The 17,080-nt window shown below is 49.2% G+C and carries 12 protein-coding genes, 1 pseudogene and 1 CRISPR repeat array (1 of these 14 cut by a window edge); of the genes and pseudogenes, 9 read left to right on the top strand and 4 right to left on the bottom strand.

Features of this window, described 5'->3' with window-relative positions:
- Positions 1-43 precede the first annotated feature (43 nt).
- The 3 genes from ABS784_RS10230 to ABS784_RS10220 all read left to right on the top strand — a co-directional run bounded on the left by ABS784_RS10230 (position 44) and on the right by ABS784_RS10220 (position 5,033).
- Positions 44-715 (top strand): response regulator transcription factor, encoded by a 672-nt coding sequence (locus tag ABS784_RS10230; RefSeq protein WP_352512391.1) that lies wholly within the window; start codon positions 44-46, stop codon positions 713-715.
- Positions 696-2,069: a sensor histidine kinase gene (locus ABS784_RS10225; RefSeq protein ID WP_352512389.1), complete on the top strand. Its 1,374-nt coding sequence runs from the start codon at positions 696-698 to the stop codon at positions 2,067-2,069. The genes ABS784_RS10230 and ABS784_RS10225 overlap by 20 nt, the downstream gene beginning before the upstream one ends.
- A 654-nt stretch (positions 2,070-2,723) precedes the next feature.
- Entirely contained in the window at positions 2,724-5,033 is a 2,310-nt protein-coding gene (locus ABS784_RS10220) for a YhgE/Pip family protein (protein WP_352512387.1), read from the top strand.
- 384 nt (positions 5,034-5,417) lie between these two features.
- Here the strand turns inward: ABS784_RS10220 and ABS784_RS10215 are convergent, their stop codons facing one another.
- Complete coding sequence (locus tag ABS784_RS10215) at positions 5,418-5,741, bottom strand: hypothetical protein (protein ID WP_011229832.1); 324 nt, start codon at positions 5,739-5,741, stop codon at positions 5,418-5,420.
- 199 nt (positions 5,742-5,940) lie between these two features.
- Between ABS784_RS10215 and ABS784_RS10210 the strand changes: the two genes are divergently transcribed.
- The 3 genes from ABS784_RS10210 (at position 5,941) to ABS784_RS10200 (ending at position 8,510) form a co-directional block, all read left to right on the top strand.
- Entirely contained in the window at positions 5,941-6,465 is a 525-nt protein-coding gene (locus ABS784_RS10210; RefSeq protein ID WP_011229831.1) for a hypothetical protein, read from the top strand.
- Complete coding sequence (locus tag ABS784_RS10205) at positions 6,425-7,078, top strand: PspA/IM30 family protein (RefSeq protein ID WP_144329849.1); 654 nt, start codon at positions 6,425-6,427, stop codon at positions 7,076-7,078. Before ABS784_RS10210 ends, ABS784_RS10205 begins: the two co-directional genes overlap by 41 nt.
- A 199-nt stretch (positions 7,079-7,277) precedes the next feature.
- Positions 7,278-8,510, top strand: coding sequence for an MFS transporter (locus tag ABS784_RS10200; protein WP_011229829.1), 1,233 nt, complete (start codon positions 7,278-7,280; stop codon positions 8,508-8,510).
- An 82-nt stretch (positions 8,511-8,592) separates the two neighbouring features.
- Here the strand turns inward: ABS784_RS10200 and ABS784_RS10195 are convergent, their stop codons facing one another.
- From ABS784_RS10195 to ABS784_RS17390, 3 genes and pseudogenes are all read right to left on the bottom strand, one after another.
- Entirely contained in the window at positions 8,593-9,648 is a 1,056-nt protein-coding gene (locus ABS784_RS10195; RefSeq protein ID WP_318538578.1) for a DmpA family aminopeptidase, read from the bottom strand.
- 593 nt (positions 9,649-10,241) lie between these two features.
- Positions 10,242-10,988, bottom strand: coding sequence for a CRISPR-associated endoribonuclease Cas6 (gene cas6 / locus ABS784_RS10190; protein WP_318538577.1), 747 nt, complete (start codon positions 10,986-10,988; stop codon positions 10,242-10,244).
- A 90-nt stretch (positions 10,989-11,078) separates the two neighbouring features.
- Positions 11,079-11,525, bottom strand: a pseudogene (locus ABS784_RS17390) (IS3 family transposase); the annotation flags it as partial.
- A 584-nt stretch (positions 11,526-12,109) separates the two neighbouring features.
- Here ABS784_RS17390 and cas9 point away from each other — a divergent pair.
- The 3 genes from cas9 to cas2 are packed head-to-tail and all read left to right on the top strand — an operon-like array spanning position 12,110 to position 16,515.
- Positions 12,110-15,373: a type II CRISPR RNA-guided endonuclease Cas9 gene (gene cas9, locus ABS784_RS10175; RefSeq protein ID WP_352512383.1), complete on the top strand. Its 3,264-nt coding sequence runs from the start codon at positions 12,110-12,112 to the stop codon at positions 15,371-15,373.
- On the top strand, positions 15,303-16,202 hold the full coding sequence (gene cas1 / locus ABS784_RS10170) for a type II CRISPR-associated endonuclease Cas1 (protein ID WP_031212129.1): 900 nt from the start codon (positions 15,303-15,305) through the stop codon (positions 16,200-16,202). The genes cas9 and cas1 overlap by 71 nt, the downstream gene beginning before the upstream one ends.
- Before the next feature lie 4 nt (positions 16,203-16,206).
- Entirely contained in the window at positions 16,207-16,515 is a 309-nt protein-coding gene (gene cas2, locus ABS784_RS10165; protein WP_023633352.1) for a CRISPR-associated endonuclease Cas2, read from the top strand.
- Positions 16,516-16,614: 99 nt separating this feature from the next.
- Positions 16,615-17,080: a CRISPR direct-repeat array (repeat unit 36 nt; unit sequence ATTATACCACAGCGATAATCTCAGGGGAACTATGAC) (it continues 295 nt past the right edge of the window).

Genomic DNA, 17,080 nt, shown 5'->3' with positions numbered 1-17,080 from the left:
TTGGTATGATAAAAACAAGGAAACTGGAACGGGAGGAAAGGCGATGAAAATTTTGCTTGCGGAAGATGATCTCCATTTAGGGGAGTTGATTGTGCACTTATTAAAAAAGAAAGGAATCGACCATATCGATTGGGTTCAAGAGGGCGAAGACGCATACGATTACGCGATGGCGGAGTTTTACGACGTCGTCGTGCTCGATTGGATGCTTCCAAACGGCGATGGGGTGGACATTTGCAACCGCCTGCGGCAAAACGGCTATACGGGTGCGATTTTGATGCTGACGGCGAAAGACGCGGTGCAAGACCGCGTCACCGGGCTTGAAGCCGGGGCGGATGACTATTTGGTCAAGCCGTTTGAAATCGATGAGCTCGTCGCGCGCTTAAAAGCGCTCGCCCGGCGCACGTTCGTCCCGCTCCAAGAGGAAAAAGTGACGTTTCACGGCTTCACATTGAACCGGACAAGCCATACGCTGCACCGCGGCGATGAGGAAATTTTCCTCACCCCGCGCGAATTTCAGCTCCTTGACCTGCTCGTGCAAAACCAAGGCCAAGTCGTTCCGCGGGAGACGATTTTGGACCGCGTCTGGGGGTGGGATGCGGATGTGTCGATGAAAACGATCGATGCAACGATCAAACTATTGCGCAAAAAGTTGAAAGACGATGTCATTCAAACGGTGCGCGGGGTGGGATATAAAATTGATAAATCGATGGAATGAATGGCGCGGCTGGCTGCGCCGCTTAGGAAGCGCCGACTTGTTCCGCCGCGCCCATTGGCGGCTGACAGCGCTCTATAGCGGCATTTTCACCTTGTTTCTCGCCTTGTTTATCCTAATCGCCGCTGCACTGTTTTACTGGATCACCACGTCCGATCAAGAGCGGCGCATCACCCGCCTCGCCGAGCAAGAGGCGAATACGATCGAGCAGTTTTTACTGAAGCAGAGCGATTTTGACTTGTTTCATGACGAAAGCGTCGTCCTGCTTAGTGAAGATCAACTTTTCTTTTACGTAATCGGCCCAAACGGCGATCTGCTTGCTGGGGATGAAATTCATCCGCGCCTGCGCCCGTATTTTTTGAACGTCTTGTCCCGCATGGACACAGGCGAGCGCACCCCTGTATATGTGACCGTGTCGCTGCCCGAGCATATGCCCGGCCTCGCCCGCGCCGCCGCCCGCGACTGGCGGGTGCTCGCTGTTGCCTATCCGCTTATCATTCATGGGGATTTTGCCGGCATGCTTTATATCGGGATGGACGTCACGTCGTTTTTCGGGGTGTTCCATTGGCTGCTCGTTGTGCTCATCGGCCTGGCCGTTCTGTTTCTCGCCGTCGGGGTGGCGCTCAGCTACTTTATGTCCAAGCGAGCGCTCATCCCGATTGAAGAAGCATACGAGCGGCAGCGCCAGTTCGTCGCTGACGCCTCCCACGAACTGCGGACGCCGCTGAGCGTCGTCTTCTCGTCCGTGGAGGCGCTCGCGTTGGAAGAGGATGTGATGAAAAACGACTTCGCCCGCCGCCTGCTCGACCGCCTGCGCGAAGAGTTGAAGCGGATCACGAAACTGATGAACGATTTGTTGACGCTCGCCCGTGCCGATGCGAAGAACGCCGCGTTGGAGCTTTCGAAACAGACGTTTGATTTTCGCCCGCACGCCGAGCGCACGTTTCAGCTCGTGTCGGAACTCGCGGCGAAAAAGCAGATCACGATGCATTTTCACGCCCCAGAACAGGCGATTGTCACCGCCGACCCGGACAAATTGACGCAGCTGCTGTACATTTTGCTTGACAACGCGATCAAATACACCCCGGAAGGCGGAGACGTGACGCTATCGATCCGCACCGAGCCGAAGCAGTTCATCCTTTCTGTCAAAGACACCGGCATCGGCATCCCGCCTGAAGACATCGGCCGCATTTTCGACCGCTTTTACCGCGTCGACAAAACGCGCTCGCGCCAACAAGGCGGCCACGGCCTTGGGCTGTCGATCGCCAAATGGATCGTCGAGGCTCACGGCGGCACGATCCACGTCCAAAGCCAACTCGGGCAAGGGTCGGAGTTTCTTGTCCGTCTGCCTGCTTAGAAGGCCGGTGAAAAACGGCTGTCACGAGCAAATCAGCGGCATTTCGCCAAAAAAGAAGGCTGATTTCGCAAGGTTTTTCTAATTGGGAAATAGATGGAACTAGCAGCATTTTGTACTAAATCACCAGCCTTTTAGATCTTGCGGCGCGCTGTCATTGATAGGCGGCAAGGCGCGCCTTCTTTTTGAACATGATGAAATTGATTTTGCATTCAGCTGGCTACTCGCCACGTTTCACACTCAGCTTGTATGGAAGATGAAAACGGAAAATCGGAAATTTTATAGATGAACGATGGGCTTTATATTTTATCGCACTTCAAACATGAATGAATCATTTCTGCTTGTTGCATGCAGGTATTGTTTATGATAAGATATAAAACGAAATGACCAAAACGTCCATTTGGTCAAAAAGATGAACGCCCCTGTTAGATAAAAAGAAACAAATGATTGATGCAACAACTCATCAGAGTGAATGGCACATGACTTTAAACGTTGATTGGGGGAAGGAACGCGAACCATTGTTTCAACAAAAGATTGCCCAACGGTTCGGCTGATATCGGTAAAAAGGATTGTCTCCATGACCATCCTTCTCTTTTTTACAAAAAAAATGACTAAATGGACAAATCGGTCAATATTATTAAAAAGGAGGTTCCGCATGTGCGTGCATTTCAATTATGGATGCAGGAATGGAAAGCAGTTGCATCCAATCGGAAAACACTGATTCCGATTATAGCTGTCTTATTTATTCCGCTTCTATACAGCGGCATGTTTTTATGGGCGTTTTGGGATCCATACGATCATTTGGACGAACTTCCTGTCGCCGTGGTAAACAAAGACAAGGGGACAACGTTTGAGGGGAAAGCGTTTCATCTCGGCGATGATCTTGTTGAAAAGTTAAAAGAAAAAAAACAGTTTAACTGGCATTTTGTAAACGAACATGAAGGGGAAAAAGGATTAAAAGAACAAAAGTACTATATGCTCATTCAAATCCCTGAAGATTTTTCACAAAATGCGACGACGTTGCAAGACGATCACCCGAAAAAACTTCAACTTATTTACAAGCCCAATGAAGGATTTAACTTTTTATCAGCCCAAATTGGCGGAACAGCGGTTGAAAAAATCAAAACAGAAGTAGCCAAAACGTTAACGGAAACGTACGCAGAAAATATGTTTGAAAACATTCAAACATTAGCAGACGGGTTAACAAAAGCGAGCGATGGAGCCAAACAATTACATGATGGTCTCGGCGAGGCAAAAAATGGAACAAACAAACTGTATGATGGAATGAAAAAAGCGGAGGATGGATCCAAAGATTTGCATCATCATTTAGCGACACTTGCCGAAAAATCCATGGCCTTTACTGACGGATTGAATCAAGCAGTCAATGGTTCCACGCAAGTTCAAGCAGGGGTTCAAATGCTTGACAACGGGATGAAACACATGGTCGACGGGCAAGGGCAGCTGCTTGACGGAGCAAAACAGGCGCAAGAGGGAACCGCAAATCTTGCTTCCGGTGCAAAACGCGTATATGAAGGAATGCAAACACTCGATGCCCGCATGCCGCAGCTTTTGCAAGGTTCGGAACAATTAAGCGGGGGAGCCGAAAAGCTAGCATCATCGCTTGCGCAATGGCAACAAGGGGCGGCTCGGGTTCAAACAGGGGCGACCCAAGTAACAGGCGGGCTTGAACAGTTAGCGGCGCAGCTTGATGCACTCATTGCTCAAACCCCCGATCCGACACAAAAGGCGGTGTATGAGCGGCTAAAGGAAAATGTTGAGAAATTATCATTCGGAAGCAAACAAGTCGAAAACGGCATTGCGCAGTTAAACGATGGAGCCAAAGCATTACAATCAGGAGCAGCGTCGTTAAACAGCGGGGCGAAACAGCTGCATGAAGGGCATATTGCTCTCGACCGCGGGGTCGACGAACTGCTTTCTGGACAACAGCAGCTTGTCAATGGCGCCAATGCACTCTTGAACGGCCAAGAAAAGCTTGTCGCAGGCATGAACACGTTGCACGAAAAAATGAAAGAAGCGGAACAAGGAGCTGACAAACTCGCGAATGGCGGCCAAACACTGACCTCTGGTCTGCAAGTGCTTGCTCAAGGAGCTGATCGGCTGCAAGACGGCGCCCATCAATTGGCGAATGGTTCGCAGCAACTAGCAAGCGGAATGAATGAATTAACGAGTGGGACAAGGCATTTGCAAAATGGGATGAATCGACTGACAGACGGCTCGGAAGAACTAGCGGATCAGTTAAAAGAAGGGGCCAAAAAACCAAGCGACGTAAAAGCAAATAAAGACGTATACGACATGTTTGCAGAACCGGTGAAAGTAAAAAATGAAAAAGTGAATGAAGTGCCAAACTACGGAACAGGATTTACACCATATTTCTTGTCGTTAGGCTTGTTTGTTGGGGCGCTTTTACTCTCGATTGTCTTCCCGCTTCGCGAACCAGCAGCGGTTCCACGTTCGCCATTTCATTGGTTTTTTGCAAAATTTGGTGTGCTCATTGGGGTTGGGATTTTTCAAGCGCTTCTGGCCGATAGCGTATTGCTTTACGGACTTGACTTACAAGTGAAAAGCGTTCCGTTCTTTATCTTGTTTAGCGTCGTCACAAGCATTGCCTTTTTATCTGTCATTCAATTTCTCGTCACAACCTTCGGGGATCCGGGACGGTTTATTGGGATTGTCGTATTAATTTTGCAATTAACAACAAGCGCCGGAACGTTCCCGCTCGAGCTCATTCCGCGTTCGTTGCAGCATTTTAACGCATGGCTCCCAATGACCTATTCTGTTTTCGGATTCAAAGCGGTCATCTCAAGCGGCGATTTCTCATTTATGTGGGAAAACATCGGTAAGTTGCTGCTGTTTATCGTCGCCATGATGGTTGGAACGATGGCGTATTTTACGATGCAACATCGCCGGCGATTTGCAACAGCCGTCGAACAAGCTTCTGAGGCATAATATGCTTCAGAAGCTTTATTTTTCACCTCACATTTCGCACCCTCCCGACGAAAATCGGGAGGATTTTTTCGTTCTGATATCAAATGAATTTCCTTTTGAGTCAGTCCCATGCCTAAAATGAGAAATATTCTTTTCTTCATCCCATGGCACAAACACTATGTATGGATAGAGCGATTTTTAACGCTGAACTTGACGGATATGGACATGGATGAGAGCATCCACGTCTAACATGATACGGAACGACTAACGATGGTCAAAAAAGATTGCCATCGCTAGTCGTGTTGGCCAAAACGTTATTCTGAAAAGCGAGATAAAAAATCCTTTAGCCTAGTCGATAAAAAATCGGGAAAGATTTTAGAAACATACGGTGAAATTATACAGCCCCTAGAACAAGTTGCAACAAAAACACGCATTCACGATGGCATTGACATAGGGCATGACCAAGTCTCCGACATCTCGGATTTCGATGGGAAACAGGCGGATGATGATGACAGAGATCGCGATGATGAGGAACAAACCGATTAGAGCGCCACCCAACCGCGCATGCGGATTCCATCGAATTCTCGCCAAGCCGACGATCAACGAGCCGATGGCGAATCCGAGAAACGAGCCGTACGCATAATATCCGACATCAAACGTCGGAAACAAAAAGGAAAACAAGAACACAAACAAAGCGCCGCCAACATCAAGCCCATACGACCGAACCACGTCTTCCCCTCCTTCGTCCCCACAATGTCAGAAAAAACAGATGCCCGTCAAAATCATCGTCCATCTCGCGGCGGATCCCCTATTCATGATATACTCAAAAATCCTTCAAAAAAATGTTCGCTTTTCACCTAATTTTCTCCTTCCCCCTCTACAATACAAACCGTAAGCCAGTCCACTGCCGAAAAAAGGAGGTGACGATGTGAAAAAGGCACAAACGTTCCTATTCATCGCGCTCGCTGCTCTCGTTGGATGGAGCGCGTTTCATGTTCTGACGCCGCATGAAGTGATGGCGCACGGCCGTCCGGGCGTTCCATTTGCCGGCGTGCACGATGGATTCGGACATCACCATCGAGAGTTCGGCATGGGATCGCGCGAAGGCTGGATGATGGCAGGTTTGTTCATGTGGTGGCTCATTCCGTTTTTGCTCGTGGGCGCGGGGGCGATATGGCTCGCCGCGGCGCGGTCGAAGCGCTGGATCGGTTGGGCGCTTGTCGCTTTAGGCGTTGCTGCGATCTTGCCGAAATGGGTGCTGATCTTGCTGGCGCTGGCCGCCGTGTACACCTTAGGGCGCCGTCAAGCGCGAAAAACGGCAATTGCCGAAGTATGGGCGCCAGCACTGCCGTCCGTTCCCGTCGATTGGTTGGATGAATGGGAAAAAACAATACAAAAGGAGGCCAAACAACATGGGCATTTTTCGCCGGATCAAAACGATTATTCTCGCTGAGGCGAATGAACAAATTGACCGCTGGGAAGACCCCGTTGCCATGACGAAACAATATTTGCGCCAGCTTGAGCAAAAACTCGAACAAGGCCGCCAAGCGCTCACCCAACAATGGGTCGCCGAGCGGCGCTATGAGACGCTCATCGCCCAAGCCGAAGCGACCATTGAGAAACGAAGCCGCCAAGCGAAACTGGCGCTCGAGCGCAACGAAGAATCGGTCGCCAAACTGGCGCTGCGTGATAAACTGTTGTACGAGAAAAAGCTGGAGGCGTACAAACAACAATACGAAGCCATCAAAGCGAAAACAGTTGAGGTCGCCAATCGCTTGAACCAACTACGCGAACGGTACGACGAACTCGCCGCCAAGCAGCTCGAGCTCGCGGCGCGGGTGAACGCCGCTCAAGCGTTGAAACAAATCGACACGGCGCTCGCTTCGTTTTCTGCCGATGAGGCGCTGCGCGGCTTCGCCCGCATGGAAGAGCGCGTCATCGCCTTAGAAGCCGAAGCGGCCGCCGCCCGGTTCGGGACGAATGCTGCGTTGTCCCCCGTGCCGTTTGAGGAAGAAGTGGAACGTGAATTAGCGAAATGGAAGGAAGCCCAAGCCAATAACGCCTAATCCCCTCCCCCTTTGACATAGATGACCCCCTTGCCGGGCAGGCAAGGGGGATGGTGTTTGTTCAGGGAAGTGGCACCGCTCCCCACCGTCGCACGGCCTGACTCTCGCTTTCCCCCGTTCGGAAGCAAAATCGTTTCCTTTGTTTTTCCATCGTGGTAAAATCATTAGAGAAACGAAATAATACAGGAGATGACCTCCTATGAACTGGAAGCGAAGCGTCCGCGTTCTTTGGCTGTGCAATTTCATGGTTTCTGCCGGGATGACGATGGTCATTCCCTTTTTGTCGCTCTTTTTATGGCAAATGGGCGTCACTGAGCACCACGCCTTGAGCATCTGGACAGGACTTGTGTTTTCCGTCACGTTCCTATCAGCCGCTGTCATGGCGCCGATTTGGGGGGTATTCGCCGATAAGTACGGCCAGCGCGCCAACCTCATCCGCGCGGGGATCGGCATGGGCTTGATCACCGGATGCATGGCGTTCGCCGCCTCACCGATGACGCTGCTTGCTCTCCGATTTCTTGTCGGCTTTTTCTCTGGATTTATCACTGTCTCGTTTTCATACTTGGCCCGCGTTGTGCCGAGAGACCATAGCGGCGAGGCGCTCGGGACGCTGCAGACGGGAAGCATCGCCGGCAACATCATCGGGCCGCTCATCGGCGGCGCCTTATCCGACCTGTTCGGCTTCCGCCCGGTGTTTCTCGTGACCGGGCTTTGCATTTTACTGACGCTCTTGCCGGTCATTTTTTGGCTCGAAAAAGATCCCGTCGTGCCGCAGACAAAAGAAAACAAGGCCAGCTTCAAAGAAGTATTCAGACACCGGCCGCTCATCGTCTTATTTATCGCCACGTTTCTCGTGCAAATCGCGGTTCTTGGCGTCAACTCGATGATGACGATTTTTGTCCAATCGCTCATCGGCCATTCTAGCAATCTCGCCTTTCTATCCGGCCTCGCCTCGTCGATCACCGGCATCGCGACGATCATCGGCGCACCGTACTTAGGGAAACTCGGCGACCGGATCGGGCAGGAGAAAACATTACCGATACTGCTTGTGCTGTCCGGCTTGTTCGCCTTGCCGCAAGTATGGACGGACAACATTTATGAGCTGTACGTGTGGCGCTTCTTGCAAGGGCTTGTTGTTGGCGGCGTATGGCCGTCTATTCAAGCGCTCATCAACGCGCAAAGCCCGCGCCGCATTCAAGGGCGGGTGTTCGGCGTCACGGCAAGCAGCCGCTTCCTCGGCAACTTGACTGGCCCGACCGCCGCAGGCGCGATCGCAGGGTTCTTTTCCATTTCCTCCATTTTCGTCTTATCTGGTCTCTTGTTGATCGCCACCGGCGCATTGGTCGGGTATGCGACGCATGACCGTGCATGGCGCGAGGAAATGAAAGAGAAGATCGCCGCTTGGACACATCGTCTCCATAGTCGGTACTGACAACCACAGCGGCAAGAGGCGCGGCAGAAAAAACGAAACGGCCCGAAGAACCATTCCTTTCGGGCCGTTTCCTCTCATCGTTTCATTTCTCCGTCCATTTGATCCATCGAAGCAACGAATACGGAATCGCTTCCCCGACGCGTCCATTTCGCCCGGTCGTCGTCTCCGCCATCGTCAATGAATTCCAAATCGCTTCCTCTGTCGCCTCAACAGCCGCCTGAAACAACTCGTTCATGAGCGGCGCATCATCGCGGACAAGCGGCGGCAGCGCCTGATGCGCTGAATCCACAAAATGCGGAACCGTGTATGCCGTCGAAAAGGCGATGACGATGTCGCCGCTGCCATGATGAACGTGGCTTCCCGTCCGCGCCAGCCCCACCGCCGCCCGCTTCGCCAGCCGCTTCAACTGCCGCGCATCAAGCGGCGCATCGGTCGCGACGATCATCATAATCGAACCAGCCGGCACATCCCGTTCATCAAACGACGGCGGCACATACGGCACAAACCGCAGCTCTTCACGCCGCCCGAAATTGCTCACGACAAGCGCTCCGACCGTATACATCCCGCCCGCGATCCGCGACGAGCTGCCAATGCCCCCTTTCCAGCCGAAGCACATCATACCCGTCCCCGCGCCGACCGCCCCTTCTTCCATATCGACGCGCGCCTCGGCAATCGCCTGTTTCGCATGCTCCTTCGTCACCGAAAGCGCCCGCGCCGTATTCAAATAGCTGTCATTGCATTCCCCGACGACAATGTTGGCCGACCCGGTCGTATCTCCGATCTCCGGCGTCATCGCAAGCATATACTCAAGCGTCCCTTGCCAGACAGCGCCGACACTGAACGTATTGGTCAGCATAATCGGCGACTCGATCAACCCAAGTTCCTCGACCTGCACCAACCCGACCGTTTTCCCAAAACCGTTCAAAACAAAACAAGCCGCGGGCACCTTCTCCAAAAACCAGTTGCCCCCATGCGGCAACACCGCCGTCACCCCAGTGCGGATCACTGTCCGCTCATTCATATCTTCCCGAATCGTCACATGACCGACCCGCACCCCAGGCACATCGGTGACTTGATTGCGCTCCCCTGTCGGAAGCGTGCCGATGGAAAAACCAAGATCGCGAAGTTTAGAGCGCATTGCAACCTCCATTTACTTCCGAATGATGTGAAGCCAACTGATGGAAACAACTCCAAACGAACCAAAAGCTCGGACATTGAACGCTCTCCCACCTACGCCCACGCGTGGAAGTGGGGGTCTCCTCAGCGCGAGATGATAAATCTCCAAATATTTTTTCCATATCTTTGTTGAATCGACATCATCATTTCTTTGGTTTGGCTGCAACCCAACCAGTCTTGTACCTGCTCATCGGGTTCGAATGATTCTTTTATTTCAAAGTTTCAATCCCTTATAGGTACGATAAAAACACAATATGATCGATCTTTTGTCCCTTTGAATTTCAATCCCTCGTAGGTACGATAAAAACACGTTGGACAAGGAGACAGCATTTATATCAAAGCTCATTTCAATCCCTCGTAGGTACGATAAAAACCCAAAAATGCTTGTTGTATCAAGCATTTCGATCTAACACTGTTTTCAGAGTACCACGTTCCAAAAATTCTGTCAATACCCTTCAACCTCGGTGGCTGTAAGTCTGAACCGCCAAAAATTATTGTCGTCGATCCCCCGGGGTTTTTGCACGATTGGAGGTCGACGACAATCTTGCGGCTAGTTTATCCACTTGCGAGGCGAAACATTCCAAACCCTTGTGAATTTCGACTGCCAAGACCGACGTGGTACAAAAATGTCAACTGTTCTGGCGAAGAACAAAGACGATAATGTCCCATCCAGCCTGTAATATACATGTCCTTGAATAGTGTGACCACACGATGACGCCGATGAACATAAATCGGTTGAATCGATAATCGTTCCGCTGGCGGAACACCATAGTACGCTGCATATTTGTGACAGAAATTCAATTCAATCAAGTGGGGGAATACCTCATCATCAGGATCAAAAAATTGCGTTTTCTTTCTCCCATCCATCGTCTCATATGTGCTGTATACGGTCAGTGGAGAAAGCATGACAACGTCAATTTCATGCCCCCGTATGTCAACGCTCTCCATTTTGACACTTTTCACTTCAATCAACTGTCCGTAAAGCTCAATCTCCCTTTGCACCAAGAATCTCTGCCCAAGTTGTTGAGTCAGCTCTGGAAGAGCGGTATCGATATGCCATTGGAAATCCCCCAAAAAATGAATTGTTTTCCTTTCTCGATCCACTTGATGCGTTCCAAATAAACGGCTAAAGGTAAACAGTTTAAATGAACGTTTCTCGTGGCGAAATCCCCTGTCATGCAAAAACGCGGCTAATTGTTCATTTTCTAACGAACGATACAATAATCCTTGCAACAAATGCTGATAATGCAGCGGCAAGGAAACCGTCCCTTGCCGTCCGCTCATGGTCACTGTCAATCTCATGTTTTTTCCTGCCTTCCTTATTGTATACCATTTGACTTATAGAATGAATTGGACCTTTGTCAACAGAATGGACACAAAAAATCGAGAGAATTACGCAGAAATACGATACATACGTTCGTATTGATTGGGCGTCAAGTACTCAATCGCAGAGTGAATCCGTTTCCCGTTGTAGAAACAAGTGATATATTCAAAAATGTGCTTTTTCGCCTGTTCACGCGTCTGGAATTTTTCCAGGTAAATCAGTTCCTTCTTCAACACGCTATGAAAAGATTCGATACAGGCATTCTCGTAGCAATTGCCCTTGCGACTCATACTGCTGGTCATCCCGTATTTTCTCAAACGCGCCTAGTATTCACGCGACGCATATCGGCTGCCGCGATCGGAATGATGCAGCACTTCACCGCGCGGTCGTTGGAGGTGGTAGGCTTGATCCAGCGCTTGGATGACCAGTTCCTTCGTCATCCACTCGTCCATATGGAGACCGACGATTTTACGCGTACATAGATCCATAATGCTCGCCAAATATAGCCAGCCTTCATGTTGCGGATCACTTGGTCATCGGACTTCAGTTTTCCACTTCCTGGAAAAGCTTACTGTCCGCTCTGCTTGTACCCTGCCACCCAGCGGTACAAGGTATTGTCGTTGATTCCCAGTTCCCGGCGACCTGTGCCACCGGCTTGCCTTCTTCCAGAATCATTCGAATGGTTTGTAATTTGAATTCCTTGTCGTACGATTTACCCATTTTAGACACCTCGAATCCATTTGATTTTATTTTCACACTCTCGATTCTCCGTGTTCACTTTTTAGTCTAGCACCACGGGTACGTTTCACTTTTTCCTTCAAACATGATTTTACTCAAATGCACCGATTTTAAGGAATACGTGGAAAAAAGCACTTGCATTTCCCGAATTTCCCCATTATTATAATAATAGGATCATACCACAGCAATGATCTCAGGGTTACTATGATAAGGGCTTTCTGCCTAAGGCAGACTGACCCGTGGCGTTGGGGATCGCCTGTCGCCCGCTTTTAGCGGGCATTCCCCATCCTTGCGCAAACTCAGACCTTGGCGGAAAACGCTAAGGTCTTTTTTACTACATAGCTATCGGGAGGGGATTGACATGAGATACAAAATTGGCCTTGATATCGGCATTACCTCTGTGGGTTGGGCAGTCATTAATCTGGATATTCCTCGCATCGAAGATTTGGGCGTCCGCATTTTTGATAGTGCAGAAAATCCAAAGACAGGAGAATCACTAGCTCTTCCACGCCGCCTCGCTCGCTCAGCCCGGCGTCGATTGCGCCGCCGCAAGCATCGGCTGGAGCGCATTCGCCGTTTGGTCATTCGTGAAGGAATTTTAACGAAAGAGGAACTGGACAAGCTATTCGAGGAGAAACACGAAATCGACGTCTGGCAACTGCGCGTTGAAGCATTGGATCGAAAACTAAATAACGATGAATTAGTCCGTGTCCTCCTTCATCTAGCCAAGCGGCGCGGCTTCAAATCCAACCGCCAAAGCGAGCGCAGCAACAAAGAAAACAGCACGATGCTCAAACATATCGAAGAAAACCGGGCCATTCTCTCAGGCTATCGGACCGTCGGCGAAATGATTGTGAAAGATCCAAAGTTTACGCTCCATAAACGCAATAAAGGCGAAAATTACACAAACACGATCGCCCGCGATGACTTAGAACATGAGATCCGACTCATTTTCTCCAAACAGCGTGAGTTTGGAAACATGCGTTGCACGGAAGAGTTTGAGAATGAATATATCACCATTTGGGCTTCGCAACGTCCTGTCGCTTCCAAAGATGATATCGAGAAAAAGGTGGGCTTTTGTACATTTGAACCGAAAGAAAAACGGGCGCCAAAAGCAACATACACATTCCAGTCATTCATCGCTTGGGAGCACATCAATAAATTGCGGCTCGTCTCCCCATCAGGCACACGGGGGCTCACTGATAAGGAGCGCCGCCTTTTGTATGAACAGGCGTTCCAAAAAAACAAAATTACCTATCATGATATACGGACATTGCTCCATTTGCCTGATGATACCTACTTTAAAGGCATTGTGTACGATTGGGGCGAATCGCTAAAGCAAAACGAAAACATCCGATTCCTCGAACTCGACGCCTATCATCAAATTCGGAAAGCCATCGATAAAGTGTATGGAAAAGGAAAATCAAGTTCGTTTCTTCCCATCGATTTCGATACATTCGGTTATGCCTTGACGTTGTTTAAAGATGATGCCGATATTCGCAGCTACTTGCGAAACGAATATGAACAAAACGGGAAACGGATAGCAAATTTGGCGAACAAGGTATATGACAACGAACTGATTGAAGAACTGTTGAACTTGTCATTTACAAAATTCGGCCATTTGTCGCTAAAGGCGCTCCGCAACATTCTCCCGTATATGGAACAAGGTGAGGTCTACTCTTCTGCTTGCGAGAAGGCTGGATATACATTTACAGGGCCAAAGAAAAAACAAAAAACGGTGCTGCTTCCGACTATTCCGCCGATCGTCAATCCGGTTGTCATGCGCGCATTGACACAGGCGCGAAAAGTGGTGAATGCCATTATCAAAAAGTATGGTTCGCCGGTATCCATTCATATCGAGCTAGCTCGCGATTTATCACAAACGTTTGACGAACGGCGCAAAACAAAAAGAGAACAAGATGAAAACCGGAAGAGAAACGAAACCGCCATCCGCCAGCTCATGGAATACGGGCTGACGCTAAATCCAACCGGTCTTGACATTGTCAAATTCAAACTGTGGAGCGAACAAAACGGGAGATGCGCCTACTCGCTTCAACCGATCGAAATCGAGCGGCTGCTTGAACCGGGTTATGTAGAAGTGGATCACGTAATCCCGTACAGCCGCAGTTTGGACGACAGTTATACAAATAAAGTGTTGGTATTGACAAAAGAAAACCGCGAAAAAGGCAACCGCATTCCTGCCGAGTATTTAGGTGTCGGAACTGAACGCTGGCAGCAGTTTGAAACGTTTGTGTTAACAAACAAGCAGTTTTCCAAAAAGAAACGGGATCGACTGCTCCGGCTTCATTACGATGAAAATGAAGAAATGGAATTTAAAAGCCGAAATTTAAATGACACTCGGTATATTTCACGCTTTTTCGCCAACTTTATTCGTGAACATCTGAAGTTCGCCGAAAGTGACGACAAGCAAAAAGTATATACGGTCAACGGCCGTGTTACCTCCCATTTGCGCAGCCGCTGGGATTTCAACAAAAACCGTGAAGAATCCGATTTGCATCATGCAGTAGATGCCGCCATCGTCGCTTGCACAACGCCAAGCGATATCGCCAAAGTCACCGCCTTTTACCAACGGCGCGAGCAAAACAAAGAACTGGCCAAAAAGACCGAACCGCAGTTTCCGCAACCTTGGCCGCACTTCGCCGATGAACTGCGGGCGCGTTTATCAAAACATCCGAAAGAGAGTATAAAAGCTCTCAATCTTGGAAATTATGATGATCAGAAACTCGAATCGTTGCAGCCGGTTTTTGTATCCCGCATGCCGAAGCGGAGCGTCACAGGGGCGGCTCATCAAGAGACATTGCGACGTTATATTGGCATCGATGAACGGAGCGGGAAAATCCAAACTGTTGTCAAAACGAAACTGTCCGAAATCAAGCTGGATGCAAGCGGACATTTTCCTATGTACGGCAAAGAAAGTGACCCAAGGACATACGAAGCGATCCGCCAGCGGTTGCTTGAGCATAACAATGATCCGAAAAAAGCATTCCAGGAACCTCTGTACAAACCGAAAAAGAACGGGGAACCAGGGCCTATCATTCGGACAGTGAAAATCATCGACACAAAAAACCAAGTCATCCCGCTCAATGACGGCAAAACCGTCGCCTACAACAGCAACATCGTTCGAATTGACGTATTTGAAAAAGATGGGAAATACTATTGTGTTCCCGTCTATACAATGGACATCATGAAAGGTGTTTTGCCAAACAAAGCCATCGAGCCGAACAAACCGTACTCTGAGTGGAAGGAAATGACGGAAGACTATACGTTCCGATTCAGCTTGTACCCGAATGATCTCATTCGCATTGAGCTTCCTCGGGAAAAAACAGTGAAAACAGCCGCAGGCGAAGAGATCAACATTAAAGATATGTTTGTCTACTACAAAACGATTGACTCAGCCAACGGGGGATTAGAGTTGATCAGCCATGACAACAGTTTCTCGCTCCGTGGCGTCGGTTCAAGAACCCTCAAACGATTCGAGAAATATCAAGTAGATGTGCTCGGCAACATCTACAAAGTGAGAGGGGAAAAGAGAGTTGGGTTGGCGTCATCTGCTCATTCGAAAACCGGGGAAACTATCCGTCCGTTACAATCAACTCGTGATTGAACAGGAAGAAAAAGTTTCTATCCCGTTGGAGGATATTTGTTCCATTATCATCGAGGAGCAAGCTGTCAGCGTTACAGCAGTCGCTTTAAGCAAAATGGCCGAACATAACATTGCATTATTCACCTGTGACCAAAAACGGCTCCCCAATGGGGTTCTGCAGCCGTTCCAAAAACATTCTCGTCAAGTGGGCGTGCTGCACATGCAGTACGCCTACTCCAAGCCTTTTAAAAAGCGAATTTGGCAGCGGGTCGTGATCCAAAAACTCATCAATCAAGGAAAGTGTTTGGAGTTCCTGAACAAAGAAGGAGCCGACGAGCTATACCGCATCAGCAAAACCGTCGACTCTGGAGACAGCAATAACCGTGAAGCGTATGGAGCCAAAAAGTACTTCCAGTATTTATTTGGCAGTGAATTTACCCGACGAAGCGACTCAGTGGTGAACGCTTCTTTAAATTACGGATACGCCATTATGCGGGGACTCGTCGCCCGCTCTCTCGTTGGGTATGGTTTTTTCCCATGCTTAGGAATTTACCATGATAACGAGTTGAACAAATTTAATCTCGCCGACGACTTTATGGAAGTATTGCGTCCGCTCGTTGACCTATACGTGGCCCAACACATTCAACCGGACGATGAATTTTCTCCGTCCATTCGGGCAGACTTATATAATTTAGCCAACATGGACATACTAGTGAATGGAGAAAAACTGACCGTCGTGAACGCGGTGGAAGAAATGACAAAAAGCTTCGTCACTGCAAGCCGAAGCCAAGACCCTTCGTTGTTGAAATTGCCGGAACTTCTCCCGTTACAACTGCACGTGTATGAGTAAGTTTATGCGGTTGCTCGTCTTTTTCGATCTTCCCGTCGTGACCAACCGGGAGAAGCGCGAATACCGGCGATTTCGCACATTCCTGCTAAACGAAGGGTACGATATGTTGCAGTTTTCGGTCTACAGCCGCGTCTGCCACGGACATGAAGCAACGGACAAACACTTGGCAAGATTAAAACGCAACTTACCTCCTCGAGGATCGATTCGGGCGATGGTCGTAACGGAAAAGCAGTACGCAAAAATGCAGCTGCTTCTTGGGGAACCGACAGCACAAGAAAAGAAAATCACATCCACCCAACTTACACTTTTTTAAAAAAACGGAAATGGTCCCCTTTTTTGCATAAGCATATTTGCATTTTTTGAAAGCAAAAAAGCCTGCGATCCTTGAGATTGCAGGCTTTTTTAGATGTGTATTATACCACAGCGATAATCTCAGGGGAACTATGACGGCAACAAATCGGCCAACGATACTTCTTCATTATACCACAGCGATAATCTCAGGGGAACTATGACAGTTTGGACAGGCTAAACTTTCGGATAGAAATTATACCACAGCGATAATCTCAGGGGAACTATGACGAGTTTTCCTAACTTGTACGCCGCTATGTAATTATACCACAGCGATAATCTCAGGGGAACTATGACGATTTCGTCGGTCGAACGAGCAAGCAAGCGATTATACCACAGCGATAATCTCAGGGGAACTATGACTAGCTTCGCTAAGTTTAATCGCAGCACGTAATTATACCACAGCGATAATCTCAGGGGAACTATGACCCGTTGAAACGCCAGCCCACCCTTTAAGTCATTATACCACAGCGATAATCTCAGGGGAACTATGACCAGATAAATGCGACAGGTGGGCGCGGCGGAATTAT

Origin of the sequence: Geobacillus sp. G4 (genome assembly GCF_040327975.1) — a bacterium.
GTDB classification, from domain to species: domain Bacteria; phylum Bacillota; class Bacilli; order Bacillales; family Anoxybacillaceae; genus Geobacillus; species Geobacillus thermoleovorans.
The sequence above is the reverse complement of the archived record's forward strand: the minus strand, read 5'-3'. Positions and strand labels throughout refer to the sequence as shown.